The organism is Comamonas nitrativorans (assembly GCF_042654765.1).
GTDB lineage: Bacteria > Pseudomonadota > Gammaproteobacteria > Burkholderiales > Burkholderiaceae_C > Comamonas > Comamonas nitrativorans.
This window is the reverse complement of the sequence record NZ_JBHSEW010000004.1, coordinates 182,073-203,028: the sequence shown is the minus strand read 5'-3', so window position 1 is coordinate 203,028 and position 20,956 is coordinate 182,073. Positions and strand designations below refer to the sequence as shown.

17 protein-coding genes are annotated in these 20,956 nt (G+C 64.3%); 13 read left to right on the top strand and 4 right to left on the bottom strand.

The window, feature by feature from the left end; all coding sequences use genetic code 11:
* Positions 1–555, bottom strand: coding sequence for a bactofilin family protein (locus tag ACFO3A_RS06375; RefSeq protein WP_377724949.1), 555 nt, complete (start codon positions 553–555; stop codon positions 1–3).
* Positions 556–799: 244 nt separating this feature from the next.
* Between ACFO3A_RS06375 and ACFO3A_RS06370 the strand changes: the two genes are divergently transcribed.
* Positions 800–2,827: a ligand-gated channel protein gene (locus ACFO3A_RS06370; protein ID WP_377724948.1), complete on the top strand. Its 2,028-nt coding sequence runs from the start codon at positions 800–802 to the stop codon at positions 2,825–2,827.
* Positions 2,828–2,908: 81 nt separating this feature from the next.
* The gene (locus ACFO3A_RS06365; protein ID WP_377724947.1) at positions 2,909–3,865 is read left to right on the top strand and encodes a siderophore ABC transporter substrate-binding protein; all 957 of its coding nucleotides are present in this window, start codon (positions 2,909–2,911) and stop codon (positions 3,863–3,865) included.
* Positions 3,866–4,014: 149 nt separating this feature from the next.
* Here ACFO3A_RS06365 and ugpQ read toward each other — a convergent pair whose 3' ends face one another.
* Positions 4,015–4,800, bottom strand: a complete 786-nt coding sequence (ugpQ, locus tag ACFO3A_RS06360; RefSeq protein WP_377724945.1) for a glycerophosphodiester phosphodiesterase — start codon at positions 4,798–4,800, stop codon at positions 4,015–4,017.
* Positions 4,801–4,948: 148 nt separating this feature from the next.
* On the opposite strand from ugpQ, the gene ACFO3A_RS06355 reads away from it, so the two are divergent.
* The 11 genes from ACFO3A_RS06355 (at position 4,949) to aspS (ending at position 18,430) form a co-directional block, all read left to right on the top strand.
* Positions 4,949–8,842: a DUF3683 domain-containing protein gene (locus ACFO3A_RS06355; protein WP_377724943.1), complete on the top strand. Its 3,894-nt coding sequence runs from the start codon at positions 4,949–4,951 to the stop codon at positions 8,840–8,842.
* Positions 8,839–9,297: an HIT family protein gene (locus tag ACFO3A_RS06350; RefSeq protein WP_377724942.1), complete on the top strand. Its 459-nt coding sequence runs from the start codon at positions 8,839–8,841 to the stop codon at positions 9,295–9,297. The genes ACFO3A_RS06355 and ACFO3A_RS06350 overlap by 4 nt, the downstream gene beginning before the upstream one ends.
* A gap of 67 nt (positions 9,298–9,364) precedes the next feature.
* On the top strand, positions 9,365–9,781 hold the full coding sequence (locus tag ACFO3A_RS06345; protein ID WP_377724941.1) for a gamma-butyrobetaine hydroxylase family protein: 417 nt from the start codon (positions 9,365–9,367) through the stop codon (positions 9,779–9,781).
* 27 nt (positions 9,782–9,808) lie between these two features.
* Positions 9,809–10,540, top strand: a complete 732-nt coding sequence (gene ubiE, locus ACFO3A_RS06340) for a bifunctional demethylmenaquinone methyltransferase/2-methoxy-6-polyprenyl-1,4-benzoquinol methylase UbiE (RefSeq protein WP_377724940.1) — start codon at positions 9,809–9,811, stop codon at positions 10,538–10,540.
* Positions 10,541–10,654: 114 nt separating this feature from the next.
* The gene (locus tag ACFO3A_RS06335; RefSeq protein ID WP_377724939.1) at positions 10,655–11,647 is read left to right on the top strand and encodes a Tim44 domain-containing protein; all 993 of its coding nucleotides are present in this window, start codon (positions 10,655–10,657) and stop codon (positions 11,645–11,647) included.
* Positions 11,648–11,728: 81 nt separating this feature from the next.
* Entirely contained in the window at positions 11,729–12,280 is a 552-nt protein-coding gene (locus ACFO3A_RS06330; RefSeq protein WP_377724938.1) for a hypothetical protein, read from the top strand.
* Positions 12,281–12,294: 14 nt separating this feature from the next.
* Positions 12,295–13,860 carry a ubiquinone biosynthesis regulatory protein kinase UbiB gene (ubiB, locus tag ACFO3A_RS06325; RefSeq protein ID WP_377724937.1) on the top strand — a complete coding sequence of 522 codons (1,566 nt, stop codon included), beginning with the start codon at positions 12,295–12,297 and terminating at the stop codon, positions 13,858–13,860.
* A gap of 235 nt (positions 13,861–14,095) precedes the next feature.
* Entirely contained in the window at positions 14,096–15,562 is a 1,467-nt protein-coding gene (locus tag ACFO3A_RS06320; protein WP_377724935.1) for a high affinity choline transporter 1, read from the top strand.
* A gap of 112 nt (positions 15,563–15,674) precedes the next feature.
* Positions 15,675–15,962: an FmdB family zinc ribbon protein gene (locus tag ACFO3A_RS06315; RefSeq protein ID WP_377724934.1), complete on the top strand. Its 288-nt coding sequence runs from the start codon at positions 15,675–15,677 to the stop codon at positions 15,960–15,962.
* Between the two features lie 4 nt (positions 15,963–15,966).
* Positions 15,967–16,590, top strand: a complete 624-nt coding sequence (locus tag ACFO3A_RS06310) for a DUF502 domain-containing protein (RefSeq protein ID WP_377724933.1) — start codon at positions 15,967–15,969, stop codon at positions 16,588–16,590.
* Positions 16,591–16,630: 40 nt separating this feature from the next.
* Positions 16,631–18,430 (top strand): aspartate--tRNA ligase, encoded by a 1,800-nt coding sequence (gene aspS, locus ACFO3A_RS06305; RefSeq protein ID WP_377724932.1) that lies wholly within the window; start codon positions 16,631–16,633, stop codon positions 18,428–18,430.
* Positions 18,431–18,533: 103 nt separating this feature from the next.
* Here the strand turns inward: aspS and ACFO3A_RS06300 are convergent, their stop codons facing one another.
* On the bottom strand, positions 18,534–19,268 hold the full coding sequence (locus tag ACFO3A_RS06300; RefSeq protein WP_377724931.1) for an ABC transporter ATP-binding protein: 735 nt from the start codon (positions 19,266–19,268) through the stop codon (positions 18,534–18,536).
* Positions 19,269–19,286: 18 nt separating this feature from the next.
* A complete protein-coding gene (locus ACFO3A_RS06295) occupies positions 19,287–20,945 on the bottom strand; it encodes an ABC transporter permease (protein WP_377724930.1) in 1,659 nt (552 codons plus the stop codon).
* Positions 20,946–20,956: the final 11 nt, after the last annotated feature.

Below are 20,956 nucleotides of genomic sequence, written 5' to 3'. Positions count from 1 at the left end.
TTACCCGGCAGCGGCAGGCGTGGCCGCAACCGCTGCCGGGGTGCCGTTGCCGATGCTGGCCTTCAGCCGGGGCTTGCTGTCCGTGCCCACGGCAATCTCGCCGGAAAGCTGGCCGCCCTCCTCGATCACCAGCTTGCCGTAGCGAATCTTGCCGCTGACGCGGCCCGTGCCAAAAATCACCAGCTTGTCGCGCACCGTCAGGTCGCCGTCGAAGCTGCCGTAAATCTCGGCAATGTCGATCTCCACCGCGCCACGGAAAGCGCCCTGCTCGGCAATATGGATGACGCGCGAATCCATCGTGGCCTCGACCGTGCCCTCCACCACCAGAGTGTCGCAATCGGTGATCTCCACGCCCTTGAGCTTGATGTTCGGCCCGACGGTGAGCTTGCTGCCCCCTTCCGGGGCCGTGCCCTGCGCAGGAGCGCTGACCGGGCTGTACGCCACCCCGGCCGGGCGTTGCGGGGCGCTGGCCAGCGGGCTGCTGCCCACACCGGGGCTGCGCGGCTGCAGGGGTTCGGGTTCGCGCTTGCTGAAAAACGGGGGGGATACGGCCATGGGGAAACTCCTTTGCAAAAACCCACGGATGCTAGGAGCCCCCCGCGCTAACAACTGCTACAGCGGCGCAAGAGGGGTAACCAAAGCGCTCATTGCTTGCAGGCGCTTGCAGGCTTTGCGGTTGCATACAACCGCATGAAAGCAATGAAATGTTGCCGGGATACAACATCCATGGTTCTTTGCAAAGTTTCGTAAAGAATCATGAATAAAATAACGATAACAATTCTTATTTACTTTATTAACTATGACCCCTCAATTCCCTACTTCTTCCCTTTCCTCCGTGGCCGCTGCTGTGATGGCACTGAGTTTGTCCTCTACGGTGTTCGCGCAGCAGACAGCAGACAGCACGCAAGTGCTGGATGCAGTGGTCGTTACCGCTTCGGGCTTTGAGCAGGCAGTCGAGGACGCACCCGCGTCGATCACCGTCATCCCCCGCCAGGAACTGGAGAAAAAGGCCTACCGTGACGTGACCGACGCGTTGAAGGATGTTCCCGGTGTGGTGGTAACGGGCGGAGGCAGCAGCAGCGACATCAGCATCCGTGGCATGGCTGCCAGCTACACCATGATTTTGGTGGATGGCAAACGTCAGAACTCGCGCGAAACTCGCCCCAACAGTGACGGGCCGGGCATTGAGCAAGGATGGTTGCCACCGATCAGCGCCATCGAGCGCATCGAGGTGGTACGCGGGCCGATGTCTTCGCTGTACGGCTCGGACGCAATGGGTGGGGTCATCAACATCATTACTCGCAAAGTGCCGAAAGCCTGGTCCGGTGAACTGCGGGCCGAAACAACCCAGCAGGAAGCTTCGGATGCTGGCGATATGTACCAGGGCGGCTTTTATCTGGGCGGGCCGATCAAGGATGATGTGCTGGGCCTGCAAATCTACGGTCAGAAATCACGCCGCAATGAAGACCGCTTTCTCAATGGCTTCAACAAGCAGGACACCAGCTCGGGCACCATCAAACTGAGTGCCGCGCCGAATAAAGACCACGATTTTGTCTTTGAAGCCAGCCACACCAAGCAAGAGCGCACATCCACGCCTGGCCGCAGTGCGGCTCTACTCAACAGGGGCAAACCCAATACCGTCTCGCACAGCGACTATGACAAAACGCTATACGCCCTGACTCACACCGGGCGCTGGGCCGTGGGTACATCGACCACCTACCTGCAGTTGGAGGAAATCGACAACCCAGGTCGGGACATGAACATCAAAAACACCGAGTTCAACAGCCAACTGACCGCACCGCTGGGCGGCGGGCGACATTTGATGACCCTGGGTGTTTCGTACAAGCACGAGAAACTGGAAGACCAGGGCAACCAACTGGTCACGGCGAACCCGGTCAGTATGCTCAAACGCTACCAGTGGGCGTTGTTTGCCGAAAACGAATGGAGCATGACCGACACCTTTGCGCTGACGGCAGGTCTGCGCATGAACAAGGATGAAAACTACGGCACGCACTGGACACCGCGCCTGTACGGTGTGTGGAAAGCGACGGAGCATTTGAATGTCAAGGGCGGCATCTCCACCGGCTTCAAAGCACCGGCGCTACGCGCTGCCGTGGCTGACTGGGGACAAATCACTGGCGGCGGTGGCGACCCCGCCGTTATTGTCGGCAACCCCAACCTGAAACCAGAAAAAAGCACCAGCCAGGAAATTGGCCTGCTGTGGGACAACCGCCACAACTTCAGTACCAGCTTCACGCTGTTCAACACCGACTTCAAAGACAAAATTACTGAAATACGCGATTGCTCGGACACAGCTGGTAACGGCACAGCCATCGTTACAGGTAACTGTGTCATTGACGGTACAGCTTACAAATTCATCAGCAACCGGGTGAATGTCGACAAGGCCAATATGCGCGGCATTGAAGCCACGGCCACTTGGTCTATTCGTGACGACCTGCGCCTGGCAACCAACTACACCTATACCCGTTCGGAGCAAAAGAGCGGCGCCTTCAAAGGTCAGCCGCTCAACAAAATGCCCAAACACATGCTCAACGCCACTGTGGACTGGAAAGCTACCCAGGGTTTAGGTGTTTGGAGCCGGGTGAACTTCCGCAGCAAAACCTCCGAATCCCTGAGCCGCACCACCATGGTCCCAGGCACACCGTCGTTCACCTTTGTCGATCTGGGGCTGAATTACGCTGTGACGAAGAACGTGAAGCTGGGCGCTGGCATCTATAACCTGTTTGACAAGCAAGTAGACCAGGCCACTTACAACGCTCAATACGATGGCCGCCGCTACTGGTTCAACGTCACGGCAGGCTTTTAAACACCATTGATCGGCTTGCAACCAGCCCTTGCCATGCCAGGGCTGGTTTTTTTTATTTATCGAATATTGGAGACTCTACCCATGCCCACCGTGATGAACCGCCCCATTTTTGCGCTGGCCGCCGCTGCCCTATTGTCCGCAGGTGCGGCCCAAGCGCAAATGACCTCCGCCACTACGACGACCACTGCCCAGAACAGCACCCACGCACACAGCACGGCGCCCCAGCGCGTGGTGGCCTACGACCTGGGCGCTCTGGAAATCCTGCAGGCCCTGGGCATTCCCGCCGCAGGCGGCCCGCAGGCGCAGTTCCCCGCATACCTGGCGGACTACACCGCCCGGTATACCGTTGCCGGCTCGCTGTTCGAGCCGGATTACGATGCCCTGAGCAAAATCCGGCCCGATCTCATCATCGTCGGCGGGCGCTCTGCCGCCAAAGCGCAAACGCTGGGCAAACTGGCCCCGGTGCTGGATTTCAGCGTACGCGGCGATCATTTGCTGCACGACCTGGAGCGCAACATCACCGACATCGCCAGGCTGTACGGCAAGCAGGCCCAAGGCAAAGCCCTGGTAGACAAAATCAACCAGGAAGTGGCCGAGCTGCGCCGCCTGTCCAGCCAGGCCGCACCGGGGGTGCTGCTGATGGCGATCAACGAAAAAATCATGCCGCAGGCGCCCGGCTCGCGCTTTGGCCTGCTGTTCGACGTGCTGGGCGCGAAGTCGGCCCTCACCGCCCAGGATGTGCCCGCACGCGGCGGCCCGGCGTATACCTTCGACGATCTGGCCAAGCTGCAACCGCAGTGGATTTACGTGATCGACCGCAACACCGCCGTCGGTTCGGCAGCGGGCGGCGGGGAGATCATTCCGTCGCCAAAGGTGTTCGACAACGCCCAGGTCAGGGCCACGCCCGCCGGGCAAAAGGGGCAGGTGGTGTTTCTCGACCCCAAGGGCTGGTACCTGATGGGCAGCAGCGGCCCCACCGCGCTGCTGAACAATGTGGCCCAGCTCCAGCAGGCGTACCGGGCAGCGGGCATCAAATAAAGTAGCTTTTACCGATGATAGATAAAGGGATTCAGATATAGAACTATCTGAATCCCTTTGTTTTCATACGGAACAAGCTATTTTTAAAGTAGTTATTCCCGCGCAGTTCCCGCCTTCACAGGTGCGACGAGAAGGGAAAACAGGCGCATTCAGCGGCAATCGCCCGGATAGTCAGGAACAAAAAGCTCGATGCGGTCGGTAATGAGGCCATCGACGCCCAGCCCGATCAGGCGCCGGGCGTCGGCAGGGTCGTTCACCGTATAGCCCAGGCAGCGCAGGGCCGCGCCGTGCGCCTGGGCGACCAGGGCGGGGTGTTCCAGCCACAGCCGGTAGTTCAGGATCAGGGCGCGGCACTCCAGCGCGGCGGCCTGGGCCAGGGCGGCATCGCCGTCGGTGCTGCCAGTGGCAAAGTCGTCCACCAGCAGGCCGCGCGGCAGCGCCGGGGCGGTGCTGCGTGCGCCGTCGAGGGCCGACGGGTGGAAGGACGAGAGCAGCGGCGCAGGCCGGTCGTCCGGCCACAGGCGGGCAAGCAGCTCGCCCACGGCCTGCCCGGTCTGCCACGCCTGGCCGGGGTTGGGCTTGATCTCGACGTTGAGCAGCAGGCCGTTGGCCAGGCAGAACCGCACCAGGGCTTCCAGCGTGGGGATGGCGGCCCCGGCGTAGGCGCGGCTGTGCCAGCTGCCGGCATCCAGTTGCGCCAACGCCCCCATGCCGTGCCGGCCTGCCGGGCCGTGGCCGTTGGTGGTGCGCTCCAGCGTGCTGTCGTGCAGCAGAAACAGCACCCCGTCGGCGGACAGCTTGGCGTCGCATTCGAACATGCGCCAGCCGTGCCGGGCGCCCAGGCGGAAGGCTTCCAGCGTGTTCTCGGGGGCCAGGGCGCCCGCGCCCCGGTGGGCAATCCAGCGCGGGTAGGGCCATGCAGAGGTAGACGACATTTTTCGATGGTAGCCCTGCCCGCTTGCCGGGACAACCGGCCCAGCGGGAATTGCCCCCTGGCTTAAAATCGCCAGCTTTTGAAGTTCTGGCCGCCCGGTGCCCGCCGCCGTGCCCGGCCCCTACCCGGCTTTAGCCCGCCCCACCCCCATGAATGCACCGATTGCACAGTCCGCTGTGCTGGCCGCCGCAGCACAGCCTGCCCGCCTGCGCGAAATTCCGTACAACTACACCTCGTTTTCCGACAAAGAGATCGTCATTCGCCTGCTGGGGCACCGTGCCTGGGAGGTGCTGCAACGGCTGCGCTCGGAGCGGCGCACGGGCCGTTCGGCCCGCATGCTGTACGAGGTGCTGGGCGACATCTGGGTGGTGCAGCGCAACCCCTATCTGCAAGACGATCTGCTGCACAGCAGCGAGCGGCGCGGCCAGCTGGTGCAGGCCATGCGCCACCGGCTGGCCGAGGTGCAGAAGCGCCGCCAGCCGCAGGAAGATGCCGAGCGTGACGCCCTGGTGGGCGAGCTGGTGCAGGCGGCCGAGCGGGCGGTGCAGGAGTTCGAGCGCATGTTCGCCCAGGCCGGCCAGCTGCGCGAGCAGGTGCGCAAGACGCTGGGCAAGCTGACGCACAAGGACAACATCAAGTTCGACGGCATGTCGCGCGTCAGCCACGTGACCGACGCCACCGACTGGCGCGTGGAATACCCCTTCGTCGTCCTGACGCCCGATACCGAGGTGGAAATGGCCGCCCTGGTGCAGGGCTGCATCGAGCTGGAGCTGACTATCATCCCCCGTGGGGGCGGCACCGGTTACACCGGCGGGGCGATTCCGCTGTCCTGGCGCAGCGTGGTCATCAACACCGAGAAGCTGGACGCCATCACCCCCGTGGAGATGGTGCAGCTGCCCGGTTTGGACAAACCCGTGCCCACCGTGTGGACGGAAGCGGGCGTGGTCACCCAGCGCGTGGCCGAGGCAGCCGAGGCGGCGGGCTTTGTCTTTGCCGTCGATCCCACGTCGATCGAGGCCTCGTGCATCGGCGGCAACATCGCCATGAACGCCGGCGGCAAAAAGGCCGTGCTGTGGGGCACGGCACTGGACAACCTGGCTTCCTGGCGCATGGTCACGCCCGACGGGCTGTGGCTGGAAGTTACCCGCGTGAACCACAACCTGGGCAAGATTCACGATGCCGAGGTAGCCAGTTTCGAGCTGGCCTACTTCCAGGCCGACGGCAAGACGCCCCTGCGTACCGAGCGCCTGGACATCCCCGGCCACAAGTTCCGCAAGGAAGGGCTGGGCAAGGACGTGACGGACAAGTTCCTCAGCGGCCTGCCCGGCGTGCAGAAAGAGGGCACGGACGGGCTGATCACCAGCGCCCGCTGGGTCGTGCACCGCATGCCCGCGCATACGCGCACCGTGTGCCTGGAGTTTTTCGGCAGCGCCAAGCTGGCCGTGCCCAGCATCGTCGAGATCAAGGACTACATGTTCGAGGAGCAGAAGCGCAGCGGCGTGCTGCTGGCGGGCCTGGAACACCTGGACGACCGCTACCTGAAAGCCGTGGGCTACGCCACCAAGAGCAAGAAGGGCAACGGCCAGCTGCCCAAGATGGTGTTGGTGGGCGACATCGTGGGCGACGATGCCGACGAGGTGGCCCGCGTCACCAGCGAAGTGGTGCGCATCGCCAACACGCGCAGCGGCGAAGGCTTTGTCGCCGTCAGCAGCGAGGCGCGGAAAAAATTCTGGCTGGACCGCAAGCGCACCGCCGCCATTTCCAAGCACACCAACGCCTTCAAGATCAACGAGGACGTGGTGATTCCCCTGCCGCGCATGGCCGAATACACCGACGGCATCGAGCGCATCAACATCGAGCTGTCCCTGCGCAACAAGCTGGCGCTGTGCGATGCGCTGCTGGAGTTTCTCGCCCAGGGCGAGCTGCCGCTGGGCCAGAGCGAAGACCGCATCTCCGCCGCCGAACTGCTGGAAGACCGTGTCCATCAGGCCCAGGCGCTGGTGCAAACGGTGCGTGCCCAGTGGGCCGACTGGCTGGCCAACGTCGCCACGCTGTTCCCGGACTTGCAGGAGCATCGCCTGCGGGCCAGCTGGAAAACCCAGCTCAAGGCACCGATGGCGCAAATCTTCAGCGGCCAGGCCTTCCAGCCCGTGCTGGCCGAACTCAACAAAATCCACCAGCGCGTGCTGAAAGGCCGCGTGTGGGTGGCGCTGCACATGCACGCGGGCGACGGCAACGTCCACACCAACATCCCGGTGAACAGCGACGATTACGAAATGCTGCAAACCGCGCACGAGGCGGTGGGCCGCATCATGCAGCTCGCCCGCAGCCTGGACGGCGTGATCTCGGGCGAGCATGGCATCGGCATCACCAAGCTGGAGTTTCTCTCGGACGAAGAACTGGCCCCCTTTGCCGACTACAAGAAGCGCATCGACCCGCACGGGCGCTTCAACCGGGGCAAGCTGATTCGTGAAAAGAGCGGCCTGGTGCCCGCCGAATCGCCGCGCGAGGCGCTGATGTTTGCCGACCTGACCAACGCCTACACGCCCAGCTTCGGGCTGATGGGGTACGAGTCGATCATCATGCAGCAAAGCGACATCGGCGCGATTGCCGAATCGGTCAAGGACTGCCTGCGCTGCGGCAAGTGCAAGCCGGTGTGCAACACGCACATCCCGGGAGCCAACCTGCTGTATTCGCCGCGCAACAAGATTCTGGCCACCTCGCTGCTGGTCGAAGCCTTTCTGTACGAGGAGCAGACGCGCCGGGGCATCTCCAGCCACCACTGGCAGGAGTTTGAAGACGTGGCCGAACACTGCACCCTGTGCCACAAGTGCTTCACCCCCTGTCCGGTGAAGATCGACTTTGGCGACGTATCCATGAACATGCGCAACCTGCTGCGCAAGATGGACAAGAAAAGCTTCAACCCCGGCAGCAAGCTGGCGATGGCGCTGCTCAACACCACCGAGCCGCAAACCATCAAGCTGCTGCGCAGCGGCGTAGTCGGCGTCGGCTACAAGGCCCAGCGGCTGGCGGTGGACGTTCTCAAAACCGTCGCCAAGCCGCAAATGCAGCGCCCCCCGGCCACCGTGGGCAAGGCCAGCATCAAGGAGCAGGTGATCCACTTCGTGAACAAAAAGCTGCCCGGCGGCCTGCCCACGAAAACCGCCCGCGCCCTGCTGGACATCGAGGACAAGGACTACATCCCCATCATCCGCAACCCGCAGACCACCACGTCCGAGACGGAATCGGTGTTCTACTTCCCCGGTTGCGGCTCCGAGCGGCTGTTCAGCCAAGTGGGGCTGGCAACGCAAGCCATGCTCTGGCACACGGGCGTGCAGACGGTGATGCCGCCCGGCTACATGTGCTGCGGCTACCCGCAGCGCGGCGGCGGCCAGTTCGAGCAGGCGGACAAGATGATTACCGACAACCGGGTGCAGTTCCACCGCCTGTCCACCACGCTGAACTACCTGGACATCAAGACCGTGGTGGTCAGCTGCGGCACCTGCTACGACCAGTTGGCCGGCTACCAGTTCGACCAGATTTTCCCCGGCTGCCGCATCGTGGACATCCACGAATACCTGCTGGAAAAAGGCATCACCCTGCCCGCAGGCCAGGGCGGCTACCTGTACCACGAACCCTGCCACAACCCCATGAAGCAGGGCGACTCGATGCAGACCGTGCGGGCGCTGGTGGGCGACAAGGTCATCAAGAGCGAACGCTGTTGCGGCGAATCGGGCACGCTGGGCGTGTCGCGCCCGGACATCTCCACGCAAATCCGCTACCGCAAGGAGCAGGAAATCAAAAAGGGCGAAGCCCAGCTGCGCGACAGCGGCGCCGTCGGCGCCACCGACAACATCAAAATCCTGACCAGCTGCCCCAGCTGCCTGCAAGGCGTCTCGCGCTACGCCAACGACCTGCAGACCGGCCTGCTGGAAGCGGACTACATCGTCATCGAAATGTGCAACCAAATCCTCGGCAAGAACTGGATGCCCGAATTCGTGCAACGCGCCAACAACGGCGGCATCGAGAAGGTGCTGCTATGACCTGCGTGCTGTGCAACGAAGCGGGCGGCCAGCTCGTCTGGCAAGGCGCCAACCTGCGCCTCATCCGCGCCGACGAGGCGGGCTTTCCCGCCTTCTACCGCATCGTCTGGAACGCGCACGTGGCCGAGTTTTCCGACCTCGCCGCCGCCCAGCGCCAGCACTGCATGGACGCCGTGGCGCTGGCCGAACAGGTGCTGCGCCGGCAACTGCAACCCGGCAAGATCAACCTCGCCGCGCTGGGCAACGTCGTGCCGCACCTGCACTGGCACATCATTGCCCGCTACGACTGGGACAGCCACTTTCCTGCCCCCGTCTGGGCCGCCGCCCAGCGCCCGCGCAACGCCGAACGCGAGGCCGCCGTGGCCGCGCAACTGCCCGCGGTGGATGCCGCGCTGCAACAGGCTTTTGCCGGATTTGATGAAAAACAAGAGCTGCTTGCGCCGATAAATAAATAATTTCAGATACTTTCATTCTTGAAAACAAGACTGAATCAGCGGAAACAGCTCCTTTTTTAGTGAAGATATGACCACCCCCATTCCCCAATCGATCGATGTCCTGCTCGAATCCCGCGTGCTGGAACTGGGCTACGCCGACGGCACCGTGCTGGCGCTGCCGTTCGAGCTGCTGCGCGTCTATTCCCCCTCCGCCGAAGTCATGGGCCACGGCCCCGGCCAGGAAACCCTGCAAACCGGCAAGCGCTGCGTGGAGATCGTGGACTTGCAAACCGTCGGCCACTACGCCATCCAGCCCAGCTTCAGCGACGGGCACCAGAGCGGCATCTTCACCTGGGAATACCTGTACCGCCTGGGCACGCAAAAAGACGCGCTGTGGCAGGAATACCTGGATCGTCTGGCCGCTGCCGGCAAGGATCGCGACCAGCCCATGCCGGGGCAAAAAGGCAGCCACAGTTGTGGCAGCGGCGGCTGCGGCGGCCATTAAGATCAAGCGATTGAAAGCGAGTACCCCATGAGCAGCACCCATTTCGGTTTTGAAACCGTCGATGAAAACGACAAGGCCCGGCGCGTACGCGGCGTGTTCGACTCCGTCGCCAGCAAGTACGACATCATGAACGACCTGATGTCCGGCGGCCTGCACCGCGCCTGGAAGGCGTACACCGTCATGGTCGCCAACCTCAAGGAAGGCGACCGGGTGCTGGACATCGCCGGCGGCACGGGCGACCTGTCGCTGGCCTTTGCCAAAAAGGTCGGCACTACCGGCCAGGTGGTGCATACCGACATCAACGAAGCCATGCTGCGCGTGGGCCGCGACCGCCTGATCGACAAAGGCATCCTCCTGCCCACCGTGGTCTGCGATGCAGAAAAGCTGCCCTTCCCCGACCAGCACTTCAACCTTGTCAGCGTCGCCTTCGGCCTGCGCAACATGACGCACAAGGACGCGGCGCTGAAAGAAATGTGCCGGGTGCTGAAGCCGGGCGGGAAACTTCTGGTGCTGGAGTTCTCTAAAGTCGCCAAGCCGCTGGAAAAAGCCTACGACTGGTACTCCTTCAACATCCTGCCGCGCCTGGGTTCGATGGTGGCGGGCGACGCCGACAGCTACCGCTATCTGGCCGAATCCATCCGCATGCACCCCGGCCAGCAGGAATTGAAGGCGCTGATGCAGCAAGCCGGTTTCGGCCATGTCGATTACCACAACATGACCGCCGGGGTCGTGGCCCTGCATGTCGGCATCAAGTGCTGAACCTTCCAGAACGTCGTTAAAAAACGACAGATCGGGAAAGAACGCATTGCCCAGTCAGCGGGCTTGACTGGATAACCTTAAGACTTGAATTTCTTTTATTTTTTGGAGCAAACGATGAAAAAACTATGGGTGGTGACTTTGACCACAGCGCTGCTGCTTGCGCAACCGCTGGCCGAAGCCAAACGCCTGGGTGGTAGCGGCTCGATCGGCCGTCAGTCCAGTAACGTAACCCAGCGTCAGGCCACCCCGCCTGCGGCCCCCGCACGCCAGCAGAATGCCCAACAGCAACCGGCGCAAAACCCCGGGCAGGCCAACGCCGCCCAGACCCCGGCCAAAAAGCCCTGGGGCGCCATGCTCGGCGGTCTGGCCGCCGGCCTGGGCCTGGCCTGGCTGGCCAACAGCCTGGGCCTGGGCGAAGCCTTCGGCAACATCCTGCTGATCGGCCTGCTGGTCATGGCCGGTCTGGCCATCTTCGGCATGATCCGGCGCCGCAACCAGAACGCAGCCGCCGCCGCGCCTGCGCCCTTCGCCTTCCAGGGCGGCCCCACTCCGGCAGCGGCAGGCGGCAACGTCTTCAACCCGCCGCAATACAAGCCCGAGAAAGTCGGCAACGACGCCTCGGCCCGCCCCTGGGAGCAATTCGGTCAGGCCGCACCGGCCTCATCGGCCGCAGGCGGCAGCATGATCGGCGCTGCCCTGGCCGGTTCGCAGACCTGGGGCATCCCGGCGGACTTCGACACGGCCGGCTTCATCACCGCCGCCAAGCGCAACTACCTGAACCTGCAATCCGCCTGGGATGCGGGCGACCTGGACACCCTGCGCTCCATGATGACCGACGACATGCTGGAGGAAGTGCGCCAGCAGCTGGCCGAACGCGAGGCCGAGGCCAACGGCACCGCCAACGTCACCGAAATCGAAGGGCTGGAAGCGCAGCTGCTGGGCATCGAAGACCAGGGCGACGTGTATCTGGCCAGCGTGGAGTTCTCCGGCATGAGCCGCGAAGACCTGGGCGCGGGCCTGAGCCCCTTCCGCGAAGTGTGGAACATGGCCAAGCCCAAATCGGGCAGCGGCGGCTGGCTGGTGGCCGGCTTGCAGTCGCTGGGCTGATCGGCATCCGTCCACGGCGGCGACACCTGGGCCAGCAAGGCTGGTAGGGCCGCTGTGGAATGCGCGGATAATCGGGGGACTATGGCAACACAGTCCCCCTTTTCTTTGCTCGGCAATCTGGCCGAGCGTGCCGCCCAGGCCGTGCAGCCGCCGGCCTGGTTCGTCTCCGAAACCCAGCAGCGCGTGGTGCTGTTCCTCAACCACGTCGTGATGCAGGAACCCCAGGCCATGGAGCGCCTGGTGCGCCAGACCGGGCGCATCGCCCTGGTGCAGTGGCGGCAGTTCTCCATGGCCCTGGTCGTCACTCCGGCCGGCCTGTTCAATCTGGCGGACGAAGGCGCCCGGCCCGACCTGCGCCTGGAAGTGCTGGACACCAATCCCCTAGCCCTGGCGCAAACCGCCCTGCGCGGCGACAAACCGGCGATTCGCATCGAAGGCGACGTGCAACTGGCCGCCGAGATCAACTGGCTGGCGGAAAACCTGCGCTGGGATGTGGAGGAAGACCTGGCCCGCGTCATCGGCGACGTGCCGGCGCACACCCTGGCCAATCTGGCCCTGGCCGCTGCCAACGCCGTGCGCCAGTTCGTCGGCAAGGCCAGGGGCGGGGCCACCGGCGCCCGGCCCCTGGCGTAAGGCGCATTACCGTTATGGGCCGTTTCTTTCGTGCGTGGGCCATCGTCTGGGTGGTGCTGCGTTATGGTCTGGATGAGCTGGTGCTCTCCAGCTTCCAACACCCCTGGCTGAACCTGCTGCGGCGCATCGTCACCGTGGGGCGCAAGCTGGACGCCCCGCGCGGCCAGCGGCTGCGCCAGGCGCTGGAGGAGCTGGGGCCGATCTTCGTCAAGTTCGGCCAGGTGCTGTCCACGCGCAGCGACCTGCTGCCGCCCGACGTGGCCGAGGAACTGGCCAAGCTGCAAGACCGGGTGCCGCCGTTCGATCCGCAGATTGCGGTGGAGACGATCGAAAAATCCTTCCGCAAGCCGCTGGACGCAATTTTCCTGAGTTTCGAGCGCCAGCCGGTGGCCAGCGCCTCGATCGCGCAGGTGCATTTCGCCACCATCCGCGCCCGCGACGGGCACGAGCGCGAAGTGGCCGTGAAGGTGCTGCGCCCCGGCATGAAGCGCGTGATCGACAAAGACCTGGCGCTGATGCACATGATGGCCGGCTGGGTGGAAAAGCTCTCGGCCGACGGCAAGCGCCTGAAGCCCCGCGAGGTGGTGGCCGAGTTCGACACCTACCTCAACGACGAGCTGGACCTGGTGCGCGAGGCCGCCAACGCCGCGCAGTTGCGCCGCAACATGGCGGGGCTGGATTTGCTGCTGGTGCCGGAAATCTTCTGGGATTTCTGCCACACCGACGTGATGGTGATGGAGCGGATGCACGGCGTGCCGATCAGCCAGGTCGAAAAGCTGCGCGAGGCCGGGGTGGACATCCCCAAGCTGGCCCGCGACGGGGTGACGATTTTCTTCACCCAGGTGTTCCGCGACGGCTTTTTCCACGCCGACATGCACCCGGGCAACATCATGGTGAGCCTGGCGCCGGAAACCTTCGGGCGCTATATCTCGCTGGATTTCGGCATCGTCGGGGCGCTGACCGAGTTCGACAAGGAATACCTGGCGCAGAACTTCACCGCGTTCTTCCGCCGCGACTACAAGCGCGTGGCCGAGCTGCACATCGAAAGCGGCTGGGTGCCCGCCACGACGCGGGTGGAGGCGCTGGAGGCGGCCATCCGCAGCGTGTGCGAACCCTACTTCGACCGCCCGCTGGCCGAGATTTCGCTGGGCATGGTGCTGATGCGGCTGTTCCAGACCTCGCGGCGCTTTCAGGTGGAGATTCAGCCACAACTGGTGCTGCTGCAAAAGACGCTGCTCAACATCGAGGGGCTGGGCCGCCAGCTCGACCCCAACCTGGACTTGTGGAGTACCGCCAAGCCCTTCCTGGAAAAGTGGATGCTCGACCAGATGGGGCCGCAGCGCCTGTGGAGCGAGATCAAGGCGCAGGCGCCGCGCTACGCCAAAATCCTGCCCGACCTGCCGCGCCTGCTGCACGACTACCTGCAGCGCAAAGACGACGGCCAGCAGCAGCTCGCCCGCGCCCTGTTGCAGGAACAGCGGCGCACCAACCGCCTGCTGCAAGGGCTGATGTACGGCGGCCTGGGCTTCGTGCTGGGGCTGATCGTCACGCAGGTGCTGGTGCGCATCCGGCTGTTCTGAACAAAATTTTTAAAAATAAGAGCTTCTTCCGCTGATATACATTGGATTTCAGGCATAAAACACCTTGAAATCCTTGTATATACAGCGGAAGAAGCTCCTTTTTTATTGCATTGCACATTAACTGTCGCAATAAGCCGACAAAAGCGGTTTTTCATCCCGCAATCGCCGCGATGTGTTGATAATCGCCCGTCCCGTAATCTGGCGTAACCCTTTTGACTTGTGGAGTTGCCCTTCCATGTTGATCGCTTTCATCGCGGCCTACCTGCTGGTATCGATTGCCATCGGCCTCATTGCCGCCCGCCGTGTCCACAGCACCGCCGACTACGCGGTCGCCGGGCGTTCCCTGCCGCTGTACATGGTCGTGGCAACCACGTTTGCCACCTGGTTCGGCTCGGAGCTGGTGCTGGGCGTCTCGGCCCAGTTCGTGCAGGAAGGGCTGGGCGGCGTGGTGGAAGACCCCTTCGGCGCGGGCATGTGCCTGGTGCTGGTCGGGCTGTTCTTCGCCTACAAGCTCTACAAGAAAAACCTCATCACCATCGGCGACTACTACCGCCTGCGCTTTGGCCGCACGGTGGAGATTCTGTGTTCCATCATCATCATCTTCAGCTACCTGGGCTGGGTGGCCGCGCAGGTGGCGGCGCTGGGGCTGGTGTTCAACCTGCTGACGCAAGGGGCCATGTCGATCACCGCCGGCATGGTGCTGGGCACGCTGATCGTGCTGATCTACACGCTGTACGGCGGCATGTGGTCGGTGGCGATTACCGATCTGGTGCAGATGGTGGTGATCTGCGCGGGCCTGCTGGCGATTGCCTGGTTTGCCGCCGATCTGGCCGGGGGCACAGGCCACGTCGTCGATTACGCGGTGAGCGAGGGCAAGCTGCGCTTCCTGCCCGAAAACGCCGACGGCAAGACCTGGCTGTTCTTCATCGCCGCCGGCATCACCATGATGCTGGGCTCCATCCCGCAGCAGGATGTGTTCCAGCGCGTCATGTCGTCCAAGGACGCGACCGTGGCGCAGCTGGGGCCGGTCATCGGCGGTGCACTGTACATCCTGTTTGCCTTCGTGCCGATGTTCATCGTCACCGCCGCCGTGCTGGTCATGCCCGAAGGCGTGCAGGCGCTGATGGCGGAAGACCCGCAGAAAATCCTGCCCGCCCTGGTCATGAACCACATGCCGCTGGCGCTGCAGATCGCCTTCTTCGGGGCGCTGCTGTCGGCCATCATGTCCACCGCCTCGGCCACCATGCTGGCGCCGTCCACCGCCTTCGTGGAAAACGTGCTGCGCAATATCCGCCCGGGCCTGAGCGATGCGCAGACCCTCAAGGCCATGCGCATCTCGGTGCTGGTGTTCACCCTGTGCGTGCTGGTGTACGCCATCACCATGCAGGACAGCTCGATCTACGAAATGGTCTCCGGCGCCTACCAGGTGCCGCTGGTCGGCGCCTTCACCCCGCTGGTGTTCGGCCTGTACTGGAAGCGGGCCACCACCCAGGGTGCCATCGCCGCCATCGTGCTGGGTATCGGCGTATGGCTGCTGTTCATTGCCGTGCCGGGCTGGTCGGACGCCTTCCCGCAGCAGCTGGCCGGCCTGCTGGCGGCCGTTGGCGGCATGGTGGCCGGCTCCCTGGCGCCGCAGTGGCTGGACAACCGGCAGGAATCGGTCGTGCATTACGAATCGGACCCCATGGCCCAGCCGGCCTAGGGATGCTCTCAAAACGTAAACAAACGCCAACAGCCACCAGGAGAAACCCTGAGCCAACCGCCTTGCCTATAATCGAGGGTTTTGGAAAATTTCCCGATTTTCTTTTTCCCCTATGCCTATCTATGCCTACCGGTGCGGCGCCTGCGGCCACACCAAAGACGTTTTGCAGAAACTCTCGGACCCGGCGCTCACGCAGTGCCCGGCCTGCCACGCCCCGGCATTCGGCAAGCAACTGACGGCACCGGGCTTTCAGCTCAAGGGCACGGGCTGGTACGCGACCGATTTCAAGGGCGGCAGCAGCACGGCCAGCACCACCAACACCCCCCAGCCCGCCGCTGCGGCCAGCGATGCGACGCCTGCTGCCGGCACCGCCGCCCCGGCGACTGCTGCGGAGGCTTGAGCGCATGAACGCCGTGCGCAAATGGCTGCTTACCGGCCTGCTGGTCATCGTGCCTGGGGTGATTACGGTGTGGGTGCTGCACTGGATCGTCAGCACGCTCGACCAGACCCTGGCCATCCTGCCCGAAGCCTGGCACCCCGACCGCCTGCTGGGCGTCCACATCCCCGGTTTCGGCGTGCTGCTGACGCTGGCCATCCTGCTGTCGGTGGGGGCCGTAGCCAGCAATTTCGTCGGGCGCAAGCTGGTATCCTGGGGCGATGCCGTCATCAGCCGGATTCCGGTGGTGCGCTCGATCTATTCCAGCGTCAAGCAGGTTTCCGACACCGTTTTCTCCGACAGCGGCAATGCCTTTCGCACCGCCGTGCTGGTGCAGTGGCCGCGCGAAGGGGTGTGGACGGTGGCCTTCATCACCGGCAACCCGGCCATGGAAGTGGCCCGCTATCTGCGGGACGATTACGTCAGCGTCTTCGTGCCCACCACGCCCAACCCCACCGGGGGCTATTTCGTGCTGATGCGCAAGTCCGATTGCGTGGAGCTGGAGATGAGCGTGGATGCCGCGCTCAAATACATCGTGTCCATGGGGGTGGTGGCGCCGCCCGCACCCGCCCTGGACGATCAGGAACGTTAATTTTTTGCAACCGCATCCATCGATGCAGGAAGACACGACCATGGCCATGCGCTCTGAATACTGCGGTCTTGTGACCGAGGCCCTGATGGGCCAAACCATTACCCTGTGCGGCTGGGTGAACCGCCGCCGCGACCATGGTGGCGTGATCTTCATCGACCTGCGCGACCGCGAAGGCTATGTGCAGGTGGTCTGCGACCCCGACCGCCCCGAGATGTTCAAGGTGGCCGAAGACATCCGCAACGAGTTCTGCATCCAGATCACCGGCCTGGTGCGTGCCCGCCCGGCCGGCACGACCAACGACAAGCTCAAAAGCGGCCAGATCGAAGTGCTGTGCCACGAACTGACGGTGCTGAACGCCTCGGTCACGCCGCCCTTCCAGCTCGACGACGAGAACCTGTCGGAAAACGTGCGCCTGACCCACCGCGTGATGGACCTGCGCCGCCCGGCCATGCAGCGCAACCTGATGCTGCGCTACAAAACCGCCATCCAGGTGCGCAACTTCCTCGACAAAGAGGGCTTCATCGACATCGAGACGCCCATGCTGGGCAAGTCCACCCCCGAAGGCGCCCGCGACTACCTGGTGCCCAGCCGCGTGCATGACGGCCAGTTCTTCGCCCTGCCGCAGTCGCCCCAGCTCTACAAGCAGATGCTGATGGTGGCCGGCTACGACCGCTACTACCAGATCACCAAGTGCTTCCGCGACGAAGACCTGCGGGCCGACCGCCAGCCCGAGTTCACGCAGATCGACTGCGAAACCTCGTTCCTGGGCGAGGAAGAAATCCGCAGCCTCTTCCAGCGCATGATCAAGGACGTGTTCCAGCAGCAGCTGGACGTCGATCTGGGCGACTTCCCCGTCATGCCTTATGCCGAGGCCATGCACCGCTTCGGCTCGGACAAGCCCGACCTGCGCGTCAAGCTCGAATTCACCGAGCTGACCGACGTGATGGCCGACGTGGACTTCAAGGTGTTCTCCACCCCCGCCACGACCAAGGGCGGCCGCGTGGTGGCCCTGCGCGTACCCGGCGGCAGCCAGATTTCGCGCGGCGAGATCGACCAGTACACCGACTTCGTCAAGATCTACGGCGCCAAGGGCCTGGCCTGGATCAAGGTCAATGAAGTGGCCCAGGGCCGCGACGGCCTGCAATCGCCCATCGTGAAAAACCTGCACGATGCGGCCATTGCCGAAATCCTGCAACGCACCGGCGCACAGGACGGCGACATCCTGTTCTTCGGCGCCGACAAGGCCAAGGTGGTGAACGACGCCATCGGCGCCCTGCGCCTGAAGATCGGCCACAGCGACTTTGCCAAGCAAACCGGCCTGTTCGAAGACCGCTGGGCGCCGCTGTGGGTGGTGGACTTCCCCATGTTCGAGCATGACGAGGAAGACAACCGCTGGGTGGCCGTGCATCACCCCTTCACCAGCCCCAAGGACGGCCACGAGGATTTGATGGACACCGACCCCGGCGCCTGCATCGCCAAGGCCTACGACATGGTGCTGAACGGCTGGGAGCTGGGCGGCGGTTCGGTGCGTATCCACCGCGCCGACGTGCAGGCCAAGGTGTTCGCCGCACTGAACATCGGCCCCGAGGATCAGCGGGCCAAATTCGGCTACCTGCTGGACGCGCTGCAATACGGTGCGCCCCCGCACGGCGGCCTGGCCTTCGGCCTGGACCGTCTCATCACGCTGATGACCGGCGCCGAATCCATCCGCGACGTGATCGCCTTCCCGAAAACCCAGCGGGCGCAAGACCTGCTGACCCAGGCGCCCTCGCCCGTCGATGAAAAACAATTGCGCGAGCTGCACATCCGGCTGCGCAACCCTGCCGCCGCAGCGCAGTAAGCCGATGGCTCCATAAAAAGGAGCTGTTTCCGCTGAATGTAAAAGGATTTCAGAATAAAAATAGTCTGAAATCCTTGTATATCAAGTGGAAGCAGCTCTTTTTTTATTGATGCTCCGACCAGGCTGGCGTGCCTCCTTCGGCCAGCCGCTGCCGGAAGGCCGCCGGGCTGTCCCAATACTGCAACTGCCCGCCGGACAGGCTGCCGATGCGGTCGGCAATCGCCAGGGCCTCGGCCTGGTTGTGCGTGACCAGAATCGCCGTGTGGCCGGTGGCCTGGAGGATGCCGCGCACCTCCTGCGCCAGATGTTCGCGGGTGTCGGTGTCCAGGTTCGAGAACGGCTCGTCGAGCAGCAGCAGCTCGGGCGCCGGCGCCAGGGCGCGGGCCAGCGCCACGCGCTGCTGCTGGCCGCCGGAGAGTTCGTGCGGATAGCTGTCCCTGGCGTGGGCCAGGCCGACCAGCGCCAGCAGCTCGGCCACGCGGGCCTCGCGCTCCTGCGGGCTGGCGCGGCGCAGGCCGAAGCCGACGTTGCGGGCCACGCTCATGTGCGGAAACAGGGCGTAGTCCTGAAACATCATGCCCACGCGGCGCAGCTCGGGGGCCACCTGCTGCTGCGAGGAGGACAGCTCGCGCCCCTCCAGCAGAATGCGTCCGCCGCGCACCGGCTCGAACCCGGCAATGGCCCGCAGCACGGTGGATTTGCCGCAGCCCGAAGCGCCCAGCAGGCAGCCGATCTGCCCGCGTTCGAGCTGCAGGTTCAAATCCGGAATGACGGTGCGCAGGCCCCGTGCGGTGTCGTAGGCCAGGTGCAGGTGTTCAAGCGCAAGCAAAGTGGGCATGGCAAATACCGTAAAAAACTAATGGTGCCCCTGGGACGCCTGGGGCATCTGGGTTCGGGCCAGCAGCACCACGGGCAGCAGCCCGGCCAGCACGATGGCCAGCGCCGCCACGGCGCCTTCTTCGTAGGTGCCACGGGCCGCTTCGGCATACAGCCAGGTGGCCAGGGTGTCAAAGTTCAGCGGGCGCAGCAGCAGGGTGGCGGGCAGCTCTTTCATGGTGTCCACGAACACCAGCAGGGCGCTGGCAGCCAGGGCCGGTTTGAGCAGCGGCAGATGCACGCGCCACAGTGTGCGCCCGGCGCTTTCGCCCAGCAGGCGCGACGCCTGCTCCAGCGAGGGCGGAATGCGCGTCAGCCCGGCCTCGATGCCCCCGGCGGGAATGGCCAGAAAACGGATGGCATACGCCAGCACCAGCGCCGCACTGCTGCCCATCAGCAGCAGGCCGGAATGCTGGAGTATCTGGCCTAACACCCGATCGACCCACAGCAACGGGGTGAGCAGGCCGATGGCCAGCACCGTGCCCGGCACGGCATAGCCCAGGCTGGCAATGCGCACGCAGGCGCGGGGCAGCAGCCGGCGCGTACTTTCGCGCAGCGAGCGCCCGGCCCAGGCCAGCATCAGGCCGCAGGCCACCGTCAGCACCGTGGCGCTGGCCGCCACCAGCAAGGTGTTGCCCAGCGCCTGGAACAGGGCCGACGAGATGCCGCCCACCAGATTCAGGCGCTTGACGGTTTCGCTGACCAGATAGGCCGTCGGCAAGACAAAGCCCAGCAATACCGGCAACCCGCCCAGCACCAGCGCCCCGGCAGCAGGCAGGCCGTGCAGGCGGCGGGGCTGCATGGGGCGCATCCGCTGGGTGCTGGCAAAACGCTGGCGGCGGCGGCCATGGCGCTCCAGCAGGATCAGCCCCAGCACCAGGGCCAGCATGGCCAGCGCAATCTGCGCCGCCGCGCCCAGGTCGGAGCGCGTGGCCCAGGTGGTGTAGATGGACACCGTGAGCGTCTGCACGCCCAGAAATTCGGACGCGCCGATGTCGTTCAGCGTCTCCAGCAACGCCAGGCTCATGCCCACAGCAATGGCCGGGCGGGCCAGGGGCAGCGCCACCTCGCGGAACACCTGGCTGCGGCTGGCGCCCAGGGTGCGTGCCGCTTCCAGCAGGCTGGCCGCCTGGGTCATGAACATCGCCCGGGTCGTCAGGTAGACATAGGGGTACAGCACGAAGCCCAGCACGAAGATGGCCCCTTGCAGCGAGCGCAGGTCGGGCAGGCGGAACTGGCGCGGGCTGTCGTAACCCAGCAGCGTGCGCAGGGCCGTTTGAATCGGGCCGATGGGGTGCAGCAGGTCGAGGTAGGCAAAGGCCACGATGTACGTGGGCACGGCCAGCGGCAGCAGCAGCGCCCACGCCAGAACGCCCCGCCCGGGAAAATCGTAGGCTGTGACCAGCCAGGCACTGCCCGTGCCCAGCACGGCGCACACCAACCCGACGCCAAGCAGCAGCAGCACGGTGTTCCACAGCGCCTGCGGCAGCACGAACCGGGCCAGATGCCCCCAGTGCGCCACATCGGCCATCCAGGCATGTCCGGCCAACACCGCCACCGGCAGTACCACCAGTGCGGCCACGACCACGGCGCCGCCCAGCGCCAGATGGCCCCGCCCGGCGTCCATCATGCGCAACATGGGGGCTGGTG